This window comes from Micromonospora taraxaci, from assembly GCF_007830095.1.
Taxonomy (GTDB): Bacteria; Actinomycetota; Actinomycetes; order Mycobacteriales; family Micromonosporaceae; genus Micromonospora; species Micromonospora taraxaci.
The window spans coordinates 6,152,519-6,172,745 of sequence record NZ_VIWZ01000001.1 but is presented as its reverse complement, the minus strand read 5'-3'; the positions used below and the strand labels follow the sequence as shown (position 1 = coordinate 6,172,745).

Below are 20,227 nucleotides of genomic sequence, written 5' to 3'. Positions count from 1 at the left end.
CAGGAGCCCAGATGACCACGACACTGCCCGCGTACGACGAGGTCGTCGCGCGCTTCGAACCGGTGATCGGCCTGGAGACCCACGTCGAGCTGGGCACGAACACCAAGATGTGGTGCGGTTGCCCGACCGACTTCGGTGGCGAGCCGAACACCCGGGTCTGCCCGGTGTGCCTGGGCCTGCCCGGTTCGCTGCCGGTGGCCAACAAGGCGGCGATCGAGGCGATCATCCGGATCGGTCTGGCGTTGAACTGCTCGATCGCCGAGTGGTGCCGGTTCGCCCGGAAGAACTACTTCTACCCGGACATGCCGAAGAACTTCCAGATCAGCCAGTACGACGAGCCGATCTGTGTCGACGGTTACCTGGACGTCGAGGTGGGCGGCGAGACGGTGCGGATCGAGATCGAGCGGGTGCACCTGGAGGAGGACACCGGCAAGACGCTGCACGTCGGCGGTGCCACCGGCCGCATCCACGGCGCGACGGAGTCGCTGGTCGACTACAACCGGGCCGGCATCCCGCTGGTCGAGATCGTGACCAAGCCGATCACGGGCACCGGCGCGCTCGCCCCCGAGGTGGCCAAGGCGTACGTCGCCGAGCTGCGCGACGTGATCCGCACCCTCGGCGTCTCGGACGTGCGGATGGAGGAGGGTTCGCTGCGATGTGACGTGAACACCTCGCTGAACCTGCCGGGCGCGGAGTGGGGCACCCGTACCGAGACGAAGAACGTCAACTCGTTGCGGTCGGTGGAGCGGGCGGTCCGCTCGGAGATGCTGCGGCAGGCGTCGGTGCTCGACGCGGGTGGCCGGATCACTCAGGAGACCCGCCACTTCCACGAGGACACCGGTGACACCACCCCGGGTCGCTCGAAGGAGACGGCCACCGACTACCGGTACTTCCCGGAGCCGGACCTGGTGCCGATCGCCCCGGACCCGGCCTGGGTCGCCGAGCTGAAGGCCGCCCTGCCGGAGCTGCCCCGGGTGCACCGGCGTCGGCTCCAGGAGCAGTGGGGCCTCTCCGACCTGGACATGCAGTCGGTGTTGAACGCCGGCGCGGTCGAGCTGATCGAGGCCACCGTGGCCGCCGGCACCACCCCTGCGGCGGCCCGTAAGTGGTGGCTGGGTGAGCTGTCCCGCCGGGCCAACGAGAGCGGTGTGGAGCTGGCCGAGATCGGCGCCACCCCCGCCCAGGTGGCCGAGCTTCAAGGGCTTGTCGACGCCGGCAAGCTCAACGACAAGATGGCCCGCACGGTGCTGGAGGGCGTGGTCGATGGTGAGGGCTCGCCCACCGAGATCATGACCAGCCGGGGCCTGGAGGTCGTGTCGGACACCGGCGCGCTGACCGCCGCAGTGGACGAGGCGATCGCGGCGAACCCCGGCATCGCCGACAAGATCCGCAGTGGCAAGGTCGCCGCGGTCGGCGCGCTGGTCGGCGCGGTCATGAAGACCACCCGTGGTCAGGCCGACGCGAAGACGCTGCGTGAGCTGATCCTGGAGCGCCTCGGCGTCCAGGGCTGAGAGACCGACCCGGAGAAGGCCGCCGCCGCGACCCGGCGGCGGCCTTCCGCCACCCCCTGCCGACCGAGCGGCCACCCCGCACCCCTCGCGAGGGCGTCAACGGCGACGCCCGGATGGAGCCACCGTGACCCAGCACGACCTCGATGTCCTCGACGAGATCCAGCGGCGGGTGCTCTGGCTCGCCACCCGGATCGTGGACGCCGCCAACCACGACCGGGCCACCGGCGACGGTGTGAAGGTCGGCGGCCACCAGGCGTCCAGCGCCTCCCTGGTCACGGCGATGACCGCGCTCTGGTTCGCGCACCTGGACGCCGAGGACCGGGTCGCCGTGAAGCCGCACGCGTCCCCGGTGTTCCACGCCATCCAGTACCTGCTCGGCAACCTGGACCGCTCCTACCTGCCCCGGCTGCGGGCCCGTGGCGGCCTCCAGTCGTACCCGTCGCGCACCAAGGACCCGGACGAGGTGGACTTCTCCACCGGTTCGGTCGGCCTCGGCGCGGCGGCGCCGCTCTTCGCCGCCGCCACCCGGCGTTACGTCGACGCGCACTTCGGGGCCCGCCCGCACTCCCGGTTCGTGGCGCTGATCGGCGACGCCGAGCTGGACGAGGGCAACATCTGGGAGGCGGTCGCCGACCCGGCCACCACCGGGCTCGGCAACGTCATGTGGCTCGTCGACTTCAACCGCCAGTCGCTGGACCGGGTGGTGCCGGGCATCCGGATCAACCAGTGGCGCGGCCAGTTCGAGGCGGCCGGATGGCACGTCGTGGAGGTCAAGTACGGCCGTAAGCTCGCCGAGGCGTACGCCCGGCCGGGTGGCGAGGCGCTGCGCGACTGGATCGACGCGATGCCCAACGAGCAGTACCAGTCGCTGTTCGGGTTGGCCGGCCCGGCCCTGCGCAAGCAGTTCCTGGACGGCGCTCCGGCCGGGATCGCCGAGCTGATCGCCGCCATCACCGACGAGGACCTCGGCCCGCTCGTCACCGATCTGGGCGGGCACGACCTTCAGGCGATGCTCGACGCGTACGCCCAGTGCGACGCGGTCACCGACCGGCCCAGCGTCGTCTTCGCGTACACAGTGAAGGGTTGGGGTCTGCCCATCGCCGGCAACCCGCGCAACCATTCCGCGCTGCTCAGCACCGAGCAGGTGGACACGCTGCGGGCCGCGCAGGGCCTCACCGCCGAGACCGAGTGGGACCGCCTCGACCCGGCGTCACCGGCCGGCATCCGGGCCGGCGCCCGCCGGGAGGCGCTGTCCCGCGCGCCCCGCGAGCGCGCGTTGGGGGTCACCGTCCCGGAGAGCACGGGAGTACGCGCCAACAAGCCGATCTCCACGCAGGAGGTCTTCGGTCGGGTGCTGGTGGACCTGGCCCGGGACCGGGAGGTGGGTCGTTACCTGGTCACCACCGCCCCGGACGTGGCGACCTCCACCAACCTCGCCGGGTTCATCAACAAGACCGGGGTGTTCGCCCCCACCGAGCAGCGTTCCTGGACCGAGGACCGGATGCTGCGTTGGACGGAGAGCCCCGCTGGGCAGCACATCGAGCTGGGCATCTCGGAGATGAACCTGTTCCTGCTGCTGGGCCAGCTCGGCCTCTCCTGGGACCTGTCCGGGCAGCCGCTGCTGCCGGTGGGGACTGTCTACGACCCGTTCGTGCTGCGGGGCCTCGACGCGTTCCTGTACGGCACGTACTCCGGCTCCCGGTTCGTGGTGGCCGGCACCCCGTCCGGCATCACCCTGGCTCCCGAGGGCGGTGCCCACCAGTCCACCATCACCGCGTCGGTCGGCCTGGAGTTGCCCGGGGTCACCTTCCTCGAACCGGCGTACGCGGGCAGCCTCGACTGGTTGCTCTGCGACGCGCTCGGGCAGATCGCCGGTGGTTCGAGTCCGGCGGCGACGGCCGCGCCGACGGAGGACGGGGCGTACTACTTCCGGTTGAGCACCCGCCCGCTGGACCAGGCGCCGTTCGAGGCGGCCCGGGCCCGGCTCGGCGACGCGGTCCTGCGTCGGCAGGTGGTCGCCGGGGCGTACCGGCTGGTCGACGCGCACCAGGCGTACCCGCTCCTGGTCGACGCCCCGGTGGTGCAACTGGCCGCCTCCGGCGCGGTGCTGCCCGAGGTGCTGGCCGCCGCGGCGGAACTGGCCGACGAGGGCGTCGCCGCACACGTGGTGGACGTGACGTCGCTGGACCGGCTCTACCGGGCCTGGCAGCGCACCTTGCGGCAGGGTGTGCGGACGGCCACGGTGCCGAGTGTGCCGGGCGCGCTGCGGTCCGCGTTCGCCGACCGGGTGCCGGTGGTGACAGTGCACGACGCGGCGTCGCACGCGATGGCCTGGCTCGGGTCGGCGGTCGGGGCACCGGCGGTGCCGCTCGGGGTGGACGAGTTCGGCCAGTCCGGCACCGTCGCGGAGCTGTACGAGTTGCACGACCTGCTGCCCGGCAGCATCGTCAACGCGGCACTGGCCGCCATCGCCCTGCGCTGACCGCCCCGCCCTCAGCCCGTGGGGGTCGGTGTCGGTGTCGGGGTGCCCGAGGGGGGCGCTCCGGCGGTCGGGTTCTCCACCAGGCGTCGTTCCAGGTTGACCTGGGCCTGCCCGGTGCCGCCGACGGTGATGGTGTCGTACGCCTGGAGCATCTTTTGCTGGTCGAAGTAGAGCACGCTCATCGACAGCGGGGTGGGCTTCTCACCCTCCAGGCCGCGCAGCCCGGCACCGCCGGTCGAGCCCTCCACCATCAGCGTGGTGGGCTGCTGCCCCGGCGCCTGCGGCAGCTTGGACACCTGCCGGGAGTGGGTGTGCCCGGCCAGCACCAGCGGGCAGGTGCCGGAGAGTGGGCCGGCCGACGCCGGGTCGTGCACGAGTGCGATGTTGACCGGTCGCGGTGAGGCGCGGACCGTCGCGGCGAGATCGATGCCGGCGCCGACCACCTGGTCGGCCACCTGCGGGGTCAGCCCGCTGCCCGCCGGGGAGGTGTTCTTGTCCGGGGTGAAGCGCGGGTCGCCGATGCCGGCGATGGTCAGGCCGGCGACTGTCGTCGTGGAGTTGTCCAACACGATGGCGTTCGACTGCCGGGCCACCGCGGCGGCGGTCTTGCCGGAGTCGTGGTTGCCCCGGATGAACACGTACGGCTTCTTGAGCAGGCTGATCGAACCGACGAAGGACGCCTCCGGTTCGCTGCCCCAGTCGGTGATGTCCCCGGTGTCGATCACCACGTCGATGCCGAACTGCTCCACGACGGTGCGGATCAGCTGCCAACCGGTCGGGTTGAGGTGCATGTCGGAGACGTGCAGGACACGGGTGGTGCCCGGGGCCGGCTCGTACACCGGTAGCGCGGACACCGTGGTGTAGAGCTGGCTGACGTTGCCGACCAGGCGTTGCAGCTGCTCGGCGTACTTCGTGTAGTCGTTGGCGATCCGGCGGGCGTCACCGACGATGGCGGGCGCGTTGACCAGCAGCCCCTCGTAGCGTGGTTCCTCGATCGCCTGTGGGCGCAGGGTGGCCGCCGCCGTGCCGAGGCTGCCGGCGGTGAACAGCAGCGCCAGCCCGCCCGCCCAGGCCGTCCGCCGGGAGTTCCGGAAGATCAACCCGGCCAGGATCAGGGTGACGAGCAGCGACGCGCCGAGAGTCCGCAGGCCGAGTCGCATGATGCCGGAGCGGACGTCCTCCACCGCGCTCTGGCTCGCCCGGCTGATGCTGGCGGGGTCGTCGAGCAGCGCTTCGGTGCGGCCCTGGTCGAGTGCGCCGAGCCGCACGGTGAGGTGGGTCGGCCCGTCATGGCTGTCGAGCAGCAGTGCCCCGAGCGGTGGGATGTCGACGGTGGTGCCGCCGTCCCGGGCGGGGGAGATGCTGAGGTTGGCCCGGAACGGGCCGATGTCGGTGTCCACCCGACCGCCGGCCAGCACCCCGAGCACCGCCCCGGCCAGGGCGACGGCGAGGACGGCGCCGATCAACCCGATACGGCGCAGCGGCCCGGCCAGCGCTGCCCACCGGCCGTTCGGGCGCGGCAGATCGCCGCCGGCAGCCGGGGCGTCCCGGTCGTCGGCGTCGTCGTGCTGCTCGTCGCGTTGCCCGTCCATGCTGAAATTCTGACCTGCCCGTCGGAAGATCTTGGCAAACCTGAACGGATGGTGACGAACGTCAGCTGCGTCCGCCGTCACCGCCGGCGAAGACCACCCGCAGGAGTCGGTCGTCGTCACCGGCCGGGTCACCCCGCCCGTCGTGGTTGGAGGTGCCCACCCAGAGCGACCCGTCCGGTGCGGCGGCCACCGCGCGCAGTCGGCCGTACCGGTTGGTGAGCAGCTCGGTGGGCTGGCCGAGCAGCGTACCCGTGTCGGTCAACTCCATCACCCAGAGGCGCTTGCCCCGCAGGCAACCGGCGACCAGCAGCTGGTCAGCGGCGGCCAGACCGGAGCAGGACGCGTCCGAGGTCGCCCACTGCGTGATCGGGTCGGTGAAACGCCTGTCGCCGGCCCGCCCCTCGACCTCCGGCCAACCGTAGTTGCCGCCCTTGGTGATCTGGTTGATCTCGTCCCACGTGTTCTGGCCGAACTCGACGGCGTACATCCGCTTGGCCGTGTCCCAGGTGAAGCCCTGGACGTTGCGGTGGCCCAGGGACCAGACCGGGGATCCGGGGTACGGGTTGCCGGCGGAGGGTTTGCCGTCCGGTGTGATCCGGAGGATCTTGCCGCCGAGGCTCTTCACGTCCTGCGAGAGGGGTCGCTCGCCCGCGTCGCCCGTGCTGACGTAGAGCTGCCCGTCGGGGCCGAAGCCCAACCCGCCGCCGTTGTGCACGTTGGCCTTGGGAATGCCAGTCAGGATCGGGGTGGGCTGACCGCCGAGTTCCAGCCGGGCGACCCGGTTGTCCTGCGCGGACGTGTAGTAGACGAAGACCGACCGGTCCTGGGCGTAGTTCGGGGAGACGGCGATGCCGAGAAGGCCACCCTCGCCGGCCGCCGCCACGTCGGGGATCGTCTGTGCCGGCCGGACCCGCAGCCCGTCCGGCCCGGACTCCGGGCCGACCTGGAGGATCCGACCGTTGTCCCGTTCGGTGACCAGCGCGCCACCGTCGGGCAGGAAGGCTATGCCCCACGGCACCCGCAGACCCTTGGCCAGGACTGTCGTCACCGCCTGCCTGGCGGCGCCGCCCGGGCTCGCCGACGTGGACGGCGTCGGCAGGTTGGGCGGCTCGCCAGCCGGGTCGGGCTCCGGCTCGCCGAAGCTGCAACCTGAGGCGAGCAGCAGCGCCGCGCAGGACGCTGCGAGGGCCACCCGGAGGCGGCGGACGCGAGGGTACGGGGGACGGGCTCTCACCCGGCCCAGGGTAGCCCGCCGGACGGCCCGGTCGGGCCCGTCACGATTCGACGGGTGTCGGTGACCGGGCCGAAGGTTTCCGGTGGACCACTCACCGTGCCCGTACGGCCAACAGCGCGGTGTCGTCCTCACGGCCGTGGACCGAGGCGAGCAGCAGGTCGCACACCTCGTCGAGGGGCAGCGTGTCGGTGCCGGTCAGCCGGCCCACCAGCTCGGCCAGTCCCTCGTCGATGGACCGGTCCCGACGCTCGATCAGCCCGTCGGTGTAGAGCAACAGGGTGTCGCCGGAGGCCAGGCTGGAAGGCTTACTGGTCCGCTTCGACGACCGGGCCAGGCCGAGCAGCGGCTCCGGCGCCGCCTCAAGGACCTCCACCGTCCCGCCGGCACGGACCACCACGGCCGGTGGGTGCCCGGCGTTGGACCAGGTCACCTCGTGGACGCCGGCGACCTGTGGGCAGATCCGGACCAGCGTCGCGGTGGCCGCGATCGGCAGCCGCAGGCCGCGGATCGCGGCGTCCAGGTCACTCATCAGCGCCCCGACACCGTCGGGCCGGCCGAAGGCGTTGCCCCGCACCAGGTTGCGCAGCTGGCCCATCGCCGCTGCCGCCTCGATGTCGTGCCCTGCGACGTCACCGATGGTGGCGATCACGTCGCCGTCGGGCTGGACGAACGCGTCGTACCAGTCACCGCCCACCTCCACCTGGTCGGCGGCCGGCTGGTAGCGGGCCGTCAGCTCCAGCTCCGGCACGTCCGGGAGTTTGGGCAGCATGCTGTGTTGCAGGACCTCGGCGACGTGCCGCTGCTCGCCGTACATCGAGCTGTTGCTGACGGCCTGGCCGGCGCGGCGGCCGATCTCGACCGCGGTGAGCAGGTCACGGTCGTCGAATTGCTGACGCTCCGCGCTGTTGACGAGGGTGATCGCCCCGAGCACGGTGCCGCCGACGCCGCGTACCGGCACGCTCAGGTAGGAGGCGATGCCGAGACGAGCGGCGATCGACACCATCTCCGGGTCGTTGGTGCCCCTCGCCACGTCGGCCAGGGACGCCACGCTGCCGAGTTGGGGCTGGCCGGTCCGGAGGACCGACCGGATGATCGACGCCGGGCTCAGCCCGGTGCGCAGCAGCTCACCGAAGCGTTCGACGTCGGCGGTGCGGGTCGGGTCGTGGTGCACCGAGACCACCTCGCGGGGCTGGCCGGTCGGCCCGACCAGGGTGAGCAGGCACCAGTCGGCCAGCGGCGGCACCATGCTGGCGGCGAGCCGGCGCAACGCGGTGCCCACGTCGAGTGTGTCGGCCAGCGTCTCGCTCACCCCCGCCACCAGCTCCAACCGTTCGTGCGCCTGCACGACCCGCCGCTGTGCCTCCCGCGCGCCGTCGAGAGCGATCCGCAGCCGCAGCTCCGACGAGCACGCGGCGGCCAGGTCGGCCAGTGTCCGCAGTTGGGCGCTGGTCCACGCGCGGGGCTTGTTGTCGATGGCGCACAGCGAGCCGAGCACCCGGCCGGAGAGGTCGGTGAGCGGCATCCCGGCGTACGCGACCACACCGAGATCGTCGATGGCCAGATTGTCCCGGACGCGCGGGTAGAGCCGGGCGTCCGGAAGCACCATCGGCACCTCGATGTCCACGACGTGCTGGCAGAACGAGTGGCTCAGCGGGGTCTGCCGGCGCTGCGACCAGGGTTCCGGCAACCCGACCGCGCCCGGAAAGAACTGCCGGTCGGCGGAGACCAGGGAAACCAGCGCCACCGGTACGTCCAGCAGGTCGCTGACCAGCCGGGCGAACCTGTCGAACGCCTCGTCCGGGACGGCGTCCAGCCCGGTGTCGTGGAGCGCACGCAGTCGCGCCGCGTCGCCGAGCGCCGGAGGCGGCACGCTCGAACGCCGGGCGGTGGCGGGGGAGCCGTCGGTCATCGAGCACCTGTCTGCCGGGGTGGAGGACGACGGCCCTCCGGGCTTTCGTTATACCTCGGCCAGGCCGGAGTCGAACATCGGTGTGCTGAGTCTCGCCCGCCCCGGCGGCGCGCGCCATCCCCCGGGACGCCGGATCGTCGCCGTGCCCACGCGGGCCGCCGCGCCGGGGACTATCGTCGGCGGACGTGAAGGTATGGATCCCGCACCAGGCCGGCGTGAACCTCATGGGCGAGCTGCCCCCGGACGTGACGGTGGAGGTGTTCGAGCACGCCGACCGGATGCCGTCCGACCCCGCCGACGTCCGCGTCTGGGTGCCACCGTTCCTGGGCGGCTCGGACGGGACGGCGTTGCTGCGGGAGCTGCCCGATGTGGCGGTGGTGCAGCTGCTCTCCGCCGGAGCGGACGCCTGGGCCGGCCGGACACCGCCGGGTGTCACGCTCTGCGATGCCAGGGGAGTGCACGACCCGTCCACCGCCGAGTGGGTCGTCACGGCGATCCTCGCCCAGTTGCGGGCGTTCCCGGCGTTCGTCCGGGCGCAGGCCGAGCGACGCTGGGCGTACGACGGGAACACCCCCACCGACGAGCTGACCGGCAAGCGGGTGCTCATCGTCGGGGCCGGGTCGATCGGCACCGCGGTGCGGGACCGGCTCGCCCCGTTCGAGGTGAGTTTCACGCTCGTCGCGCGGACCGCCCGTCCGGAGCAGGGGGTGTACGGCGTGGAGGAGCTGCCCCGGCTGCTGCCCGACGCCGACGTGGTGGTGGTGATCGTGCCGCTCACCGACCAGACCCGTGGCCTCATCGACAAGGACTTCCTCGCCGCGATGCCGGACGGGGCTCTGCTGGTCAACGCCGCCCGGGGGCCGGTGGCCCACACCGAGGCGCTCGTCGCCGAGCTGGCCACCGGTCGGATCGCGGCCGCGCTGGACGTCACCGACCCGGAGCCGTTGCCCGCCGACTCGCCGCTCTGGGCGATGCCCAACGTGTTGCTCACCCCGCACGTGGCCGGGTCGGTGCGAGGTCTGCTGCCGCGCGCCTACCGATTGGTCGGTGACCAGGTGCGTCGTTTCGCCGCCGGGCAGCCGCTGATCAACACGGTGGTCGACGGTTACTGACCGGGCGTCTCGGCCGTGGTGTGCGGCAGCGCCTGGCCGGTGGCGGACACCAGCCGGGGCAGGTCCACGCCGCGTACCGCCGGCAGGGTGACCTGCTGGCCGTCGTCGAGCCGGGCGACCGCCCGCCCGCGCTCGTCGGTGACCAGCTCGACGACCTGGTCCCAGGTGATCCGGCGCTGCCCGGCCAGCGCCCGTACGCGCAGCCCTTCGGCGTCGGCGTCGGTGCCGGCCCGCCAGGCCCAGACCGCGACGGCGAGCGGCACGAGCAGCACCGGCAGAAGGTAGGACCGGGCGTTGGCCAGAGGCAGGGCGCCGATGAAGGCGATGACCGCGGCGACCAGGATGGCTTGGTTGTGCCGGAAGCGGACCGTGTCGGGCTTACTCACCCTCCGATGATCCCACCCCCGGCCGGTCCGGCTCGCGGCGGGCGGTGCCAGCAGGGTGCGGTACGCCGTACAGTGACACAGGTCATTGTCTCCTCCAGGTGACCGGCACGTAACCGATCTGGCCGCCGATCGTTGCCACTTGTTGAGCAGCGGACCCGCAACGTCCGATGCCCCGCACCGTCGTACCGCCCCCGTGCCCCCTCACGAAGGCGACCGCTGTGCTCCTCGCGTACCCGTTCCGCGTTCTCGTCCCCCGCCGGGCGGCGCCGGAGGCCGCCACGTCCACGGCGGTGACGCTGCTCCTTCTCGCCGGTGCCTTGGGCCTGGTTCCGACCCCGGTGGTGGTCGCGCTGGCCGTCGGTGCCGGCGCCACGGTCGCCGGGGTACGACTCTCCCGGCTGGCCGGCCGACACTCCGCCGATCCGTCGCCGCGTGTGGCGAGCGTGCTGCTCGACGCGGCGGTGGTGACCGCCGGTCTCACCGCCGTCGTGCTGCCGTTGGCCGCCCCCGGGCTGAGCTTCGCCGTGCTGGTCGGGTCGCTGGTCGTGGCGGCCCTCTCGGTGTGCGGTCTCCGTCGCCTGCCTGGCCGGACGCGTCCGTCGCCCGGGGTCCGGCTGCGCCGGCTGGTCGAGTCGGGCGGCCCAGCAGTCGCTCTGGCTCTCACCGGTTGGCTGCTGCTCCCGCGCGACGGCCTGTCCGATCCGGCTCGGCTGGTCACCGCGTTGGCGGTCGGCGGGCTGGGCATGGCCGCGCTGGACGCGTTCTCCGGGCCACGGCGACACTCGGGCGCGGCGGTCTGTCGGGGCGGTGTCCTCCTCACTCTGTGCGGGTTGGTGCTGCTGGCCGCGCTGCCGTCCGCGCCGGCGGGCCGGGCGGCCCTGCTGGCCGTACCCCCGTTGGTGTTCGGGATGCTGCTCGTCGCGGTTGGTGCGGATGTCGCTGTGGACGCCGGTGCCGCGGAGCCGGCGCAGCCGGTCGCCGCGGCCTGGCCCCGGGCGGTGCTCCCGGCGGCGATGCTGCTGCTGGCGGCGGGCCTGCACCTGGCCGCTGGCCTCGCTCCCGACCGGACGAGCGTGGTGCTGGCCCTGGCGGCGGTGCCGCCCCTGGTGGTGCGCGAGCTGCTGCGGGCGGGTGAGGCGTCCACCACCGAACGGCGTGCCGCACACCGCCGCGGTGCCGGTCGTGGTGTCCGGCACCGCGCGGAGCAACCGCGCTGGCTGGGCAGGTCGGAGCTGCCACCCGCCCCGCCCGCGCGCGTCGATGACCCGACCACGGCGAGTGCTGCCTGGCAGCCCGGTGCGGCCTGGCCGGAGTTCGACCGGCGGCCCGGCCCGGCGGGAGGCGGTGGTCCGGGTGACCGGGCGGCCCTGCTGGACGCCCTGGCAGCGATCGGTGACGTCCCGGAGCCGAGCGGGGCGCTGCTGCTGGTGGACCTGCACGGCACCGATTCGATCGGCCCGACGGCCCGGGAGGACGTGCTGGCCGAGGCGGTGCATCGCGCCCGCGCGGTCATCGCCCCCGAGGACCTGGTGACCGGGTGCACGGGCTCCGGCTTCGCGGTGGTCACGGCCGCCGGTCCGGTGCTGGCGTACGCGCTGGGCACCCGCCTGCTGAGCGCGCTCAGCCCGCCCTATTCGCTGCCCGGCGCCGTGCTGCGCGTGCAGACGAGCATCGGGCTGGCCGAGGTGCGCGGGGCCGGGCCGGCGGACGTGCTCCGTCAGGCCGAGCTGGCCCGCCGCCGGGCGGTGCAGTTGGGCCGGGACCGCGTCGAGTGGTACGACGCGTTCCTGGAGGAGCAGCTGGTCCGCCGGCTCGACCTGGAACGCGAGCTGCCCGGTGCGGTGGCGCGCGGCGAGTTGGACCTCGTCTACCAGCCGGTGCTCGACCTGGCCGACGGGCAGCCGGTGGGCGCGGAGGCTCTGCTGCGGTGGCGGAGCCCGGTGCTCGGCACGGTACTTCCGGCCGAGCTGCTGCCGGTCGCGGAGGACCTGGACCTGGTCGGCGAGCTGGAATGGTGGGTTCTGGACCGGGCCTGCCGGCAGTTGTCCAACTGGTCGGTCGGCGTCCGGGAGCTGTGGATGGCGGTGAACGTGACGACCCGGGAGCTGACCACCCCCGACTTCGTGCAGCGGGCGGCGGCCGTGCTGGCCGCGTACGGGGTGCCGCCGGAGCGGCTCGTGGTGGAGGTGAGCGAGCCGAGGGTCGCCGCCGACCTGTCGACGGTGGTGGCCCGGCTGGCCGGACTGCGGTCGTTGGGCGTACGCACCGCATTGGACGACTTCCGGGCCGAACACGCCTCGCTGGCGCAGCTTCGCCGGCTGCCGATCGACCTGTTGAAGGTGGGCCCGGAGTTGGTGGGCGCGCGGTCGGACGGGCAGCCGCCGTTGATCGACGTGGTGGTCAACGTCGGCGAGCGGCTGGGCGTGGAGATCGTCGCGGAGGAGTTGGAGTTCCCGACCCAGGTGGAGGGGGCCCGCCGGGGTGGCTGCCGGTTCGGGCAGGGGTTCGCGCTGGCCCGACCGGCGACGGCCGAGCGGGTCGAGGCGTACTTCGAGGAGTTCCCGTCAGCGTCTCGCTGAACCGGTTCATCTCTCCCGGGGTGGTGCGGTGCTGCCGCGCGGTGTCAGGTGGGGCGTCTCGTCCTCCACCCGGCCGGCCGGCTCGCCGCCGATGACGGCGAGAAGGTGGCGCGCGGCGTGCGCCCCGTACGCGGCGATGTCCCGGCCCAGCGCGGTCAGCGGTGGGTGCACCAGGCGGCACAGCGGCGAGTCGTCCCAGGCCACGATGGACAGGTCGGTGGGCACGGTGAGCCCCATCTCCTGGGCCACGGAGAGCCCGGCGACGGCCATCACATCGTTGTCGTAGATGACCGCTGTGGGCCGCTGGGCGGAGCTGAGCAACCGGCGGGTGGCCCGGCCGCCCTCCTCGCCGGTGTAGTCGGACGAGACGGTCACGGCGTCGGCCAGGCCGAGCCGCCGGCAGACCGCCGTGAAGGCCTCGGTGCGGATCTCGGTGTGCCGCAGGTCGGGCAGGCCACCGACCCGGGCGATCCGCCGGTGCCCGAGCGCGACGAGGTACTCCACCGCCTCGGTCAGAGCGGCGGCGTCGTCGGACCAGAGGCTGGCCAGCGCGCCCGTTCCGCCAGGCCCGCCGATCACCACCGCCGGCAGTTGCAGTTGCTCCAGCGCGGGGATGCGGCGGTCCTGGCTCCGCAGGTCGCAGACGAGCACCCCGTCCACCCGACGTTCGCCCCACCAGCGCCGGTAGACCGCGATCTCGGCGTCGTGGTCGGTGACCACCTGGAGGGTCAGCGCGTACGAGCGGGCGGAAAGTTCGGCCTCGACACCGCTGATCAGCGCCATGAAGAACGGCTCGACCCCGAGTGTCCGCGCCGGTCGGCACAGGGCCAGACCGACCGCCCCGGCGGTGGCGGCGGAGAGGGCGCGGGCGGCGCTGCTCGGGCTGAACCCGATCTCCGTGGCGATGGTCAGGATCCGCTGCCGGGTGGCTTCGGAGACGCCGGGCTGGCCGTTGAGCGCGTACGACACCGCACCCTTGGACACCCCGGCGCGTCGGGCGACGTCGGCGATTGTCGGCCGCTTCACCGGCGTGCTCCTTCGCTTTCCGGCCGTTGACAGCCCCAATTCCGGACCGTACGGTGGCTCAGCTTATCCGGTTCAGTCAACGTCTTTCGATGCAGAAGGTGCGGTGAAGTCGTGAGCCGACAGGCACTCTACGACGGTTGGACGCTGCGCGCGGCCCGCGCAGCGGAGGTGCCGGCCGAGATCGCCGGACGGGCCGTGCCGGCGACAGTGCCCGGCTGCGTGCACACCGACCTGCTCGACGCCGGGCTGATCCCCGATCCCTACCTCGACGACAACGAGCTGGCGCTGACCTGGATCGGGCGCACCGACTGGACGTACCAGACGACCTTCCGGCCGCCATCCGGCGACCACGACCGGGTCGACCTGGTCTGCGCCGGCCTGGACACCGTCGCCACCATCACCGTCAACGGGGTCGAGGTGGGCCGCACCGAGAACATGCACCGCGGCTACCGGTTCGACGTCCGGTCGCTGCTCCGCGACGGCGACAACGACCTGGTCGTCGCGTTCGACTCCGCGTACCGCTACGCCGAGGCGCAGCAGGAGCGACTCGGCGACCGGCCGAACGCCTACCCGGAGCCGTTCCACTTCATCCGCAAGATGGCCTGCAACTTCGGCTGGGACTGGGGTCCGACACTGGTCACGGCCGGCATCTGGCAGGACATCGGCCTGCACGCCTGGTCCACCGCCCGGCTGGCCACCGTTCGCCCACTGGTCACCATGGACGGTGGCGACGGCCGGGTGGAGGTGCACGTCGAGGTCGAACGGGCCGCGGACGTCCCACTGACCATCCGGGCCGCCGTCGCCGGCGTCCACGCCGACGTGGTCGTCCCCGCCGGCCACCGCACGGCCGTGCTGACCCTCACCGTCCGCGAGCCCGCGCTCTGGTGGCCCCGGGGGTACGGCGACCAGGCGCGCCACCCGATCGAGGTGACGGTGCACGCGCCGGACGGCGACACCCTGGACACCTGGTCGCACCGGATCGGCTTCCGCTCGGTCCACCTGGACACCACGCCCGACGAGCACGGCACCCCGTTCGCGTTGTCGGTCAACGACGTCCCGGTCTTCGTCCGAGGGGTCAACTGGATCCCGGACGACGTGTTCCCCAACCGGGTCACCCGCGACCGGTTGGCCGAGCGGTTCGACCAGGCGGTTGGGGCTAACGTCACCCTGCTGCGGGTCTGGGGCGGCGGCCGGTACGAGTCGGCGGACTTCTACGACCTCGCCGACGAGCGTGGCCTGCTCGTCCAGCAGGACTTCCTCTTCGCCTGCGCCGCCTACCCGGAGGAGGAACCCTTCGGCAGCGAGGTCGCCGCCGAGGCCGCCGAGCAGGTGACCCGTCTGTCGCCGTACCCGTCGCTGGTGCTCTGGGCCGGCAACAACGAGAACATCTGGGGCTGGCACGACTGGGACTGGCAACAGCCCCTCGACGGACGCACCTGGGGGCGCGGCTACTACCTCGACGTGCTTCCCCGGATCGTCGGCGACCTGGACCCGACCCGCCCTTACTGGCCGGGCAGCCCCTGGTCGGGCACCGAGGCGATCCACCCCAACGACCCGGCGCACGGCACCACCCACATCTGGGACGTGTGGAACACCGACGACTACACAAAATACCGGGAGTACGTGCCGCGCTTCGTCGCCGAGTTCGGCTACCAGGCCCCACCGGCGTACGCCACACTGCGCCGGGCGCTGAGCGACGAACCCCTCGCTCACAACTCACCGGGCATGGCACACCACCAGAAGGCGGCCGACGGTGACGCCAAACTCCAACGCGGCCTGGACGCGCACCTGCCCGCCCCGGCGGACTTCGACGACTGGCACTACCTGACGCAGCTCAACCAGGCCCGAGCGATCCAAATCGGGGTGGAGCACTTCCGCTCCCACCGGGGCGTCTGCGCCGGCACCATCGTGTGGCAGCTCAACGACTGCTGGCCGGTGACCTCCTGGTCGGCCGTCGACGGCGACGGCCGACGCAAACCCCTGTGGTACGCGCTGCGCCACGCGTACGCCGACCGGCTCCTCACCGTGCAACCGCGCGACGGTGGTCTGGCCCTGGTGGCGGTCAACGAGACCGCCGAGGCGTGGGCCGTGCCGGCCGCGGTCACCCGGTTCACGGTCACCGGGGAGCCGAGGGCGAAGACCTCGGTCGACCTCGACGTACCGGCGTACTCCTCGGTGGTGCTGCCGCTGCCGGCGGACCTGGTCCGGCCGGACGACGACCGCCGCGAGTTGCTGGTCGCGGAGGCCGGCGACACCGCGGAGCGCGCCCTGTGGTTCTTCGCCGAGGACCGGGACGTGGACTGGCCCGCGGCGGCGTGGGACGCGACGGTCGAGCCGGTCGACGGTGGGCAGCGGGTCCGGGTCACCGCCCGCACGGTGCTGCGCGACCTGACGCTCTTCCCGGACCGGCTGGACCCCTCGGCGTCCGTCGACAAAGCCCTGGTCACCCTGCTGCCGGGAGAGTCGGTGCTGTTCACGGTCCGGGCTTCTGGTCCGCTGGACACCGCTGCGCTGACCGCCCGGCCGGTGCTGCGCTGCGTCAACGACATCCGCTGACTGCTGAGCCGACGTCTGCACGCCACCGCGAGGTTGAGAGCCCGACCATGCCAGCCTTGATCAACACCATTTCGCCGATGTCGCGGTATCCACACGTGCGGGATACGGCGACATCGGCGATCTCGTGATGATCGAGCGCGTGCTCCCGTCGGGTGCAGGCGATGCGGCCCGCCCCGGGCTGAAAGTCGGCGTCGGGCACCCGCTCACGTCGCACTCTCCCACCTGCGGGCGCCCTCTGCCGAGAGATCCGCGCAACATCAGGGATGTTGCTGCCTCCGGCGCGCCGCAAGCAGCAACATCAGGGATGTTGCTCGGATCTTGGCGCTGGGGCGCTGGGGCGCTGGGGCGCTGGGGTCGGGTCGACCCGGCCGGACTGGTTGCGACGTTGCGGTGGTCGCGGGGCTGGCGGCGTCCATCCCGATCGGCGTCGCCATCAACCTCGTCACCGGTTAGGGCTGATCGAGCGGTGGGCGTGACGGAGGGCGAAGAGCCTCCGGCACGCCCACCGCTCGGCGGTGCTTGCGGGCAGGTCAGGCGCGGGCGGCGGCGAGCACCTGGCCGACCAGGGCACCGGAGGTGCCGGAGCGCTCGTACTCGGGCCGGTTCAGGCTGCCGCCCATCAGCGGCGCCGGGTTGCGGTGCACGGCCGGGCTGTCCGAGCTGACCAGGGCCGCGAAGTGGTACTCGTCGGCGCCCGTCGCCTCGACGATCCGGGTGATGTTGCGCGGGGTGATGCCACCACCGGGCATGACGATGATCCGTCCGGCGGCACGGCGTACCAGCTCGGCGATGAGCGGGGCACCCTCCAGCACGCTGACCTCCTGGCCCGAGGTGAGCACCCGGTGCACGCCCAGCTCGATCAGCTGCTCCAGCGCCGCGTGCGGGTCGCGGGTCATGTCGAACGCGCGGTGGAAGGTGATGCTGGCGTCACCGGCGGCGGCGATCAACCGGCGGGTGGTCGGTACGTCGACGTCGCCCTCGGCGGTCAGCGCGCCGATCACGATGCCGTGCGCACCGGCTGCGACAGCGGCCCGCACGTCCCGCTCCATCGCCTCGATCTCGAACGGCGAGTAGATGAAGTCACCGGCGCGGGGCCGGACGATCACGTGCACCCGGATCCGGGTGACGGCGCGCAGTGTCGTCTCGATGGTGCCCAGGCTGGGGGTCAGCCCACCGTCGAAGAGCGCGGAGCACAGCTCCACCCGGTCGGCGCCGGCCTCCTCGGCGGCGACCGCCCCCTCGACGCTGTCGATGCAGATCTCGAATGTGCTCATGACTCTTCCTTTTCGGTGCGAGACGACGGCGCTTGAGTGCGAAACGACGGCGCTTGAGTGCGAGACGACGCCGCTTCGGTGCGAGACGATGCCGCGGTCCAATCGATGACGGCCGTGACGGCGCCGACCGGTTCGCCCCCGCCGAGCACCGGCACCTGGCGCAGCGCGTCGGCGCCGCCCACCGGTACGCCGACGGCGTCGAGGGCGGCGAGTGCGATGGCGGTGGTGGCTCGGGGCGAACCGTCGACCACCTTCACCGCGACGGCGTGACCGTCCGGGGCGGCCACCCCGAGCACGCCCTCGGCCCCGCCCTTGGCCAGGACACCGGGCAGCGCCCGCATCAGGTCGGTGTTGGGGTGCCCGTGCCAGCCGCCCACGTACTCCGGGTACTGGCGCATGGCCTGCGCGACCAGCGCCTCGTCGCTGCCGTCGGGTGCGGTGACCAACGCCTGGAACGTGCGGGCCAGGCCGGTCAGCGGCAGGCCGAATAGGGGTGCGCCGCAACCGTCGACGGCGTGGTGCGCGACAGGCGTTCCGGCCAGCCGGGCGACGGCGGCTGCGGTCTCCCGCTGCAGCGGGTGCTCCGGGTCGAGGTAGTCGTGGGTGCTCCAGGACCGGGCGACGCTGGCGACGAGCATCGCCGCGTGCTTACCGGAGCAGTTCATCCGGATTCGGTCGCGCTGCCCGCCGGCGCGGATCAGCCGCTCCCGGGTCGGCTCGTCCTCCGGCCAGTCGACCGGGCAGCCGAGGGCGTCCTCGGTCAGGCCGGCGCCGGCCAGCATCGCCCGGACCACTTCGACGTGCCGGTCGTCGCCGGTGTGGCTGCCGGCCGCGAGCGCCAGCGCCCTGCCGGTCAGTTCGTCACCCGCCGCGACCCGGCAGGCCAGGGCCTGCACCGGCTTCAGGGTGGACCGGGGGAGCACCGGCTCGTCGGGTACGCCGGCGGCGAGGACGACCTCGCCGTCCGGCGCGAGCACCACGACGCTGCCGTAGTGCCGGCTCTCGACGAAGCCGTTGCGGACGACCCGAGCCAGTTCGGCGTAACGGAAGATGGTCACCGGGGGGTGGTCCCTTCGATGAGCGGCGGGGGCAGGTCGGCGTCGCGTCGTCCACGCCGGCCGCCGAAGCGGCCGTTACGTGCCTGAAGGACGCGGGCGAACTTCGACAGCGAGGCGTTGACCACGAGGTAGATCAGCGCCACCACCAGGAACGTCTGGATCAGCAGATGGGTGTACGACGAGAGCACCTGCCCGCTGTAGAGCAGCTCGGTGTAGCTGACCACGAAGCCGAGCGAGGTGTCCTTGAGCAGCCCGACCAGTTGGCTGACCAGCGACGGGGTGAGCTGGAGCAGCGCCTGGGGCAGGACCACCAGTGCCATCACCTGTCCGCGGCGCAGCCCGACGGCGAGGCCGGCCTCGGTCTGCCCCCGGTCCAGGGCCAGGATGCCGGACCGGAAGATCTCGGCGAACGCCGCCGAGTTGGACACCACCAGCGGCACCACGAGCTTCCAGAAGAGCGGGAAGTTCATCCCGTACTGCGGCAGGGCGAAGAGCGTCACGTAGATGAGCAGCAGGGTGGGAACGGTCCGGAAGATCTCGACGTACGCGCCGGCCAGCCAGCGCAGCGGTCGGTGCGTCGAAAGGCGTCCGAGCGCCAGCAGCAATCCGAGTACGGCGCTGAGCACTGCGGTCGCGGCGGCGGCCCGCACTGTGGCCCAGAGGCCGTTGAGCAGGTACCGCCAGATCGGCCAGGTGGTGAACGGTTCCCACCGGGCGGCGGCCAACTCGCCGTGACTGGCGAACTGGTGGACCGCTGCCACGGCGGCGCCGACCAGCAGGACGGCACCCACCACTGTGGCGATCCGGATCCGCCGCTGGGCGCGCGGGCCGGGTTCGTCGAAGAGGATCTGTTGCGTCTTGTTCATCGGACGATCGCCAGCCTTCTTTCGAGCAGGCCGGTGACCTGACCGATGATCAGCGCCAGCAGCATGTAGGCGAGGCCCGCGCCGGTGAAGACGGCGATCGGTTGGGCCTCGACCAGGTTCACGTTGTTGGCTGCCTGGGTCAGCTCGACCACGCCGACGGCGGCGGCCAGCGAGGTGTTCATCAGCAGCGCGATGCAGATGTTGCCGATCGGCTGGATGACCGCCCGCAGTCCCTGCGGCAGGATCACGTGCCGCAGGGACTGCCCGAAGGTCAACCCGATGGCGCGGGCCGCCTCGGCCTGGCCGACGCCGACCGTGTTGATCCCGGCGCGGATCGCCTCGGCCAGGTACGCCCCCTCGTACACGGCGATGACGATCGCGGCGGACGTGAACAGCGGGAACGTGATGCCGATGGTCGGCAGGGCGAAGACGAAGAGCACCAGCAGAGCCAGCAGCGGCAGGTTCTGGAACACCTCGACGTACGCCGTGCCGATGGCGCGCAACAGCGGGACGGGTGCGATCCGCAGGGTGGCGACGACGATGCCCAGCAGCATCGCGCCGATGGTGGTCACGACGGTCAGTTCGACCGTCGTGACCAGGCCGTGGCCGAGCTCGCTCAGGTGGGCGGTGAGGGCGTCCATC

At 72.5% G+C, this 20,227-nt stretch carries 14 protein-coding genes; 5 read left to right on the top strand and 9 right to left on the bottom strand.

What is annotated here, in order from left to right:
* The first annotated feature begins 11 nt into the window (after window positions 1-11).
* Window positions 12-1,511 (top strand): Asp-tRNA(Asn)/Glu-tRNA(Gln) amidotransferase subunit GatB, encoded by a 1,500-nt coding sequence (gene gatB, locus FHU34_RS27895; RefSeq protein ID WP_145785165.1) that lies wholly within the window; start codon window positions 12-14, stop codon window positions 1,509-1,511.
* Window positions 1,512-1,635: 124 nt separating this feature from the next.
* Window positions 1,636-3,993 carry a transketolase-like TK C-terminal-containing protein gene (locus tag FHU34_RS27890; protein ID WP_145785164.1) on the top strand — a complete coding sequence of 786 codons (2,358 nt, stop codon included), beginning with the start codon at window positions 1,636-1,638 and terminating at the stop codon, window positions 3,991-3,993.
* Window positions 3,994-4,004: 11 nt separating this feature from the next.
* Here the strand turns inward: FHU34_RS27890 and FHU34_RS27885 are convergent, their stop codons facing one another.
* The 3 genes from FHU34_RS27885 to FHU34_RS27875 all read right to left on the bottom strand — a co-directional run bounded on the left by FHU34_RS27885 (window position 4,005) and on the right by FHU34_RS27875 (window position 8,728).
* A complete protein-coding gene (locus tag FHU34_RS27885; protein WP_145785163.1) occupies window positions 4,005-5,585 on the bottom strand; it encodes a metallophosphoesterase in 1,581 nt (526 codons plus the stop codon).
* Between the two features lie 61 nt (window positions 5,586-5,646).
* The gene (locus tag FHU34_RS27880; RefSeq protein ID WP_145785162.1) at window positions 5,647-6,819 is read right to left on the bottom strand and encodes a PQQ-dependent sugar dehydrogenase; all 1,173 of its coding nucleotides are present in this window, start codon (window positions 6,817-6,819) and stop codon (window positions 5,647-5,649) included.
* A 91-nt stretch (window positions 6,820-6,910) separates the two neighbouring features.
* Entirely contained in the window at window positions 6,911-8,728 is a 1,818-nt protein-coding gene (locus tag FHU34_RS27875; RefSeq protein WP_145785161.1) for a SpoIIE family protein phosphatase, read from the bottom strand.
* Window positions 8,729-8,913: 185 nt separating this feature from the next.
* Here FHU34_RS27875 and FHU34_RS27870 point away from each other — a divergent pair, with 185 nt between their 5' ends.
* Window positions 8,914-9,840: a 2-hydroxyacid dehydrogenase gene (locus tag FHU34_RS27870; protein ID WP_145785160.1), complete on the top strand. Its 927-nt coding sequence runs from the start codon at window positions 8,914-8,916 to the stop codon at window positions 9,838-9,840.
* Here FHU34_RS27870 and FHU34_RS27865 read toward each other — a convergent pair.
* Complete coding sequence (locus FHU34_RS27865) at window positions 9,834-10,226, bottom strand: PH domain-containing protein (RefSeq protein WP_145785159.1); 393 nt, start codon at window positions 10,224-10,226, stop codon at window positions 9,834-9,836. The genes FHU34_RS27870 and FHU34_RS27865 overlap by 7 nt on opposite strands.
* Before the next feature lie 218 nt (window positions 10,227-10,444).
* Here FHU34_RS27865 and FHU34_RS27860 point away from each other — a divergent pair, with 218 nt between their 5' ends.
* On the top strand, window positions 10,445-12,805 hold the full coding sequence (locus FHU34_RS27860; protein ID WP_244311861.1) for a GGDEF domain-containing phosphodiesterase: 2,361 nt from the start codon (window positions 10,445-10,447) through the stop codon (window positions 12,803-12,805).
* A 6-nt stretch (window positions 12,806-12,811) separates the two neighbouring features.
* Here the strand turns inward: FHU34_RS27860 and FHU34_RS27855 are convergent, their stop codons facing one another.
* Window positions 12,812-13,831: a LacI family DNA-binding transcriptional regulator gene (locus FHU34_RS27855; protein WP_145785157.1), complete on the bottom strand. Its 1,020-nt coding sequence runs from the start codon at window positions 13,829-13,831 to the stop codon at window positions 12,812-12,814.
* Between the two features lie 111 nt (window positions 13,832-13,942).
* Here FHU34_RS27855 and FHU34_RS27850 point away from each other — a divergent pair, with 111 nt between their 5' ends.
* Window positions 13,943-16,387, top strand: coding sequence for a glycoside hydrolase family 2 protein (locus tag FHU34_RS27850; protein WP_145785156.1), 2,445 nt, complete (start codon window positions 13,943-13,945; stop codon window positions 16,385-16,387).
* Window positions 16,388-16,917: 530 nt separating this feature from the next.
* Here the strand turns inward: FHU34_RS27850 and FHU34_RS27845 are convergent.
* Genes FHU34_RS27845 through FHU34_RS27830 form a run of 4 tightly spaced genes read right to left on the bottom strand, consistent with a single transcriptional unit; the run spans window position 16,918 to window position 20,226 of the window.
* The gene (locus FHU34_RS27845; protein ID WP_145785155.1) at window positions 16,918-17,661 is read right to left on the bottom strand and encodes a copper homeostasis protein CutC; all 744 of its coding nucleotides are present in this window, start codon (window positions 17,659-17,661) and stop codon (window positions 16,918-16,920) included.
* Window positions 17,658-18,719, bottom strand: a complete 1,062-nt coding sequence (locus FHU34_RS27840; RefSeq protein ID WP_145785154.1) for an asparaginase — start codon at window positions 18,717-18,719, stop codon at window positions 17,658-17,660. The genes FHU34_RS27845 and FHU34_RS27840 overlap by 4 nt, the downstream gene beginning before the upstream one ends.
* On the bottom strand, window positions 18,716-19,585 hold the full coding sequence (locus FHU34_RS27835) for an amino acid ABC transporter permease (protein WP_145785153.1): 870 nt from the start codon (window positions 19,583-19,585) through the stop codon (window positions 18,716-18,718). Before FHU34_RS27835 ends, FHU34_RS27840 begins: the two co-directional genes overlap by 4 nt.
* Window positions 19,582-20,226 carry an amino acid ABC transporter permease gene (locus FHU34_RS27830; protein WP_088991128.1) on the bottom strand — a complete coding sequence of 215 codons (645 nt, stop codon included), beginning with the start codon at window positions 20,224-20,226 and terminating at the stop codon, window positions 19,582-19,584. Before FHU34_RS27830 ends, FHU34_RS27835 begins: the two co-directional genes overlap by 4 nt.
* Between the last annotated feature and the right edge of the window lies 1 nt (window position 20,227).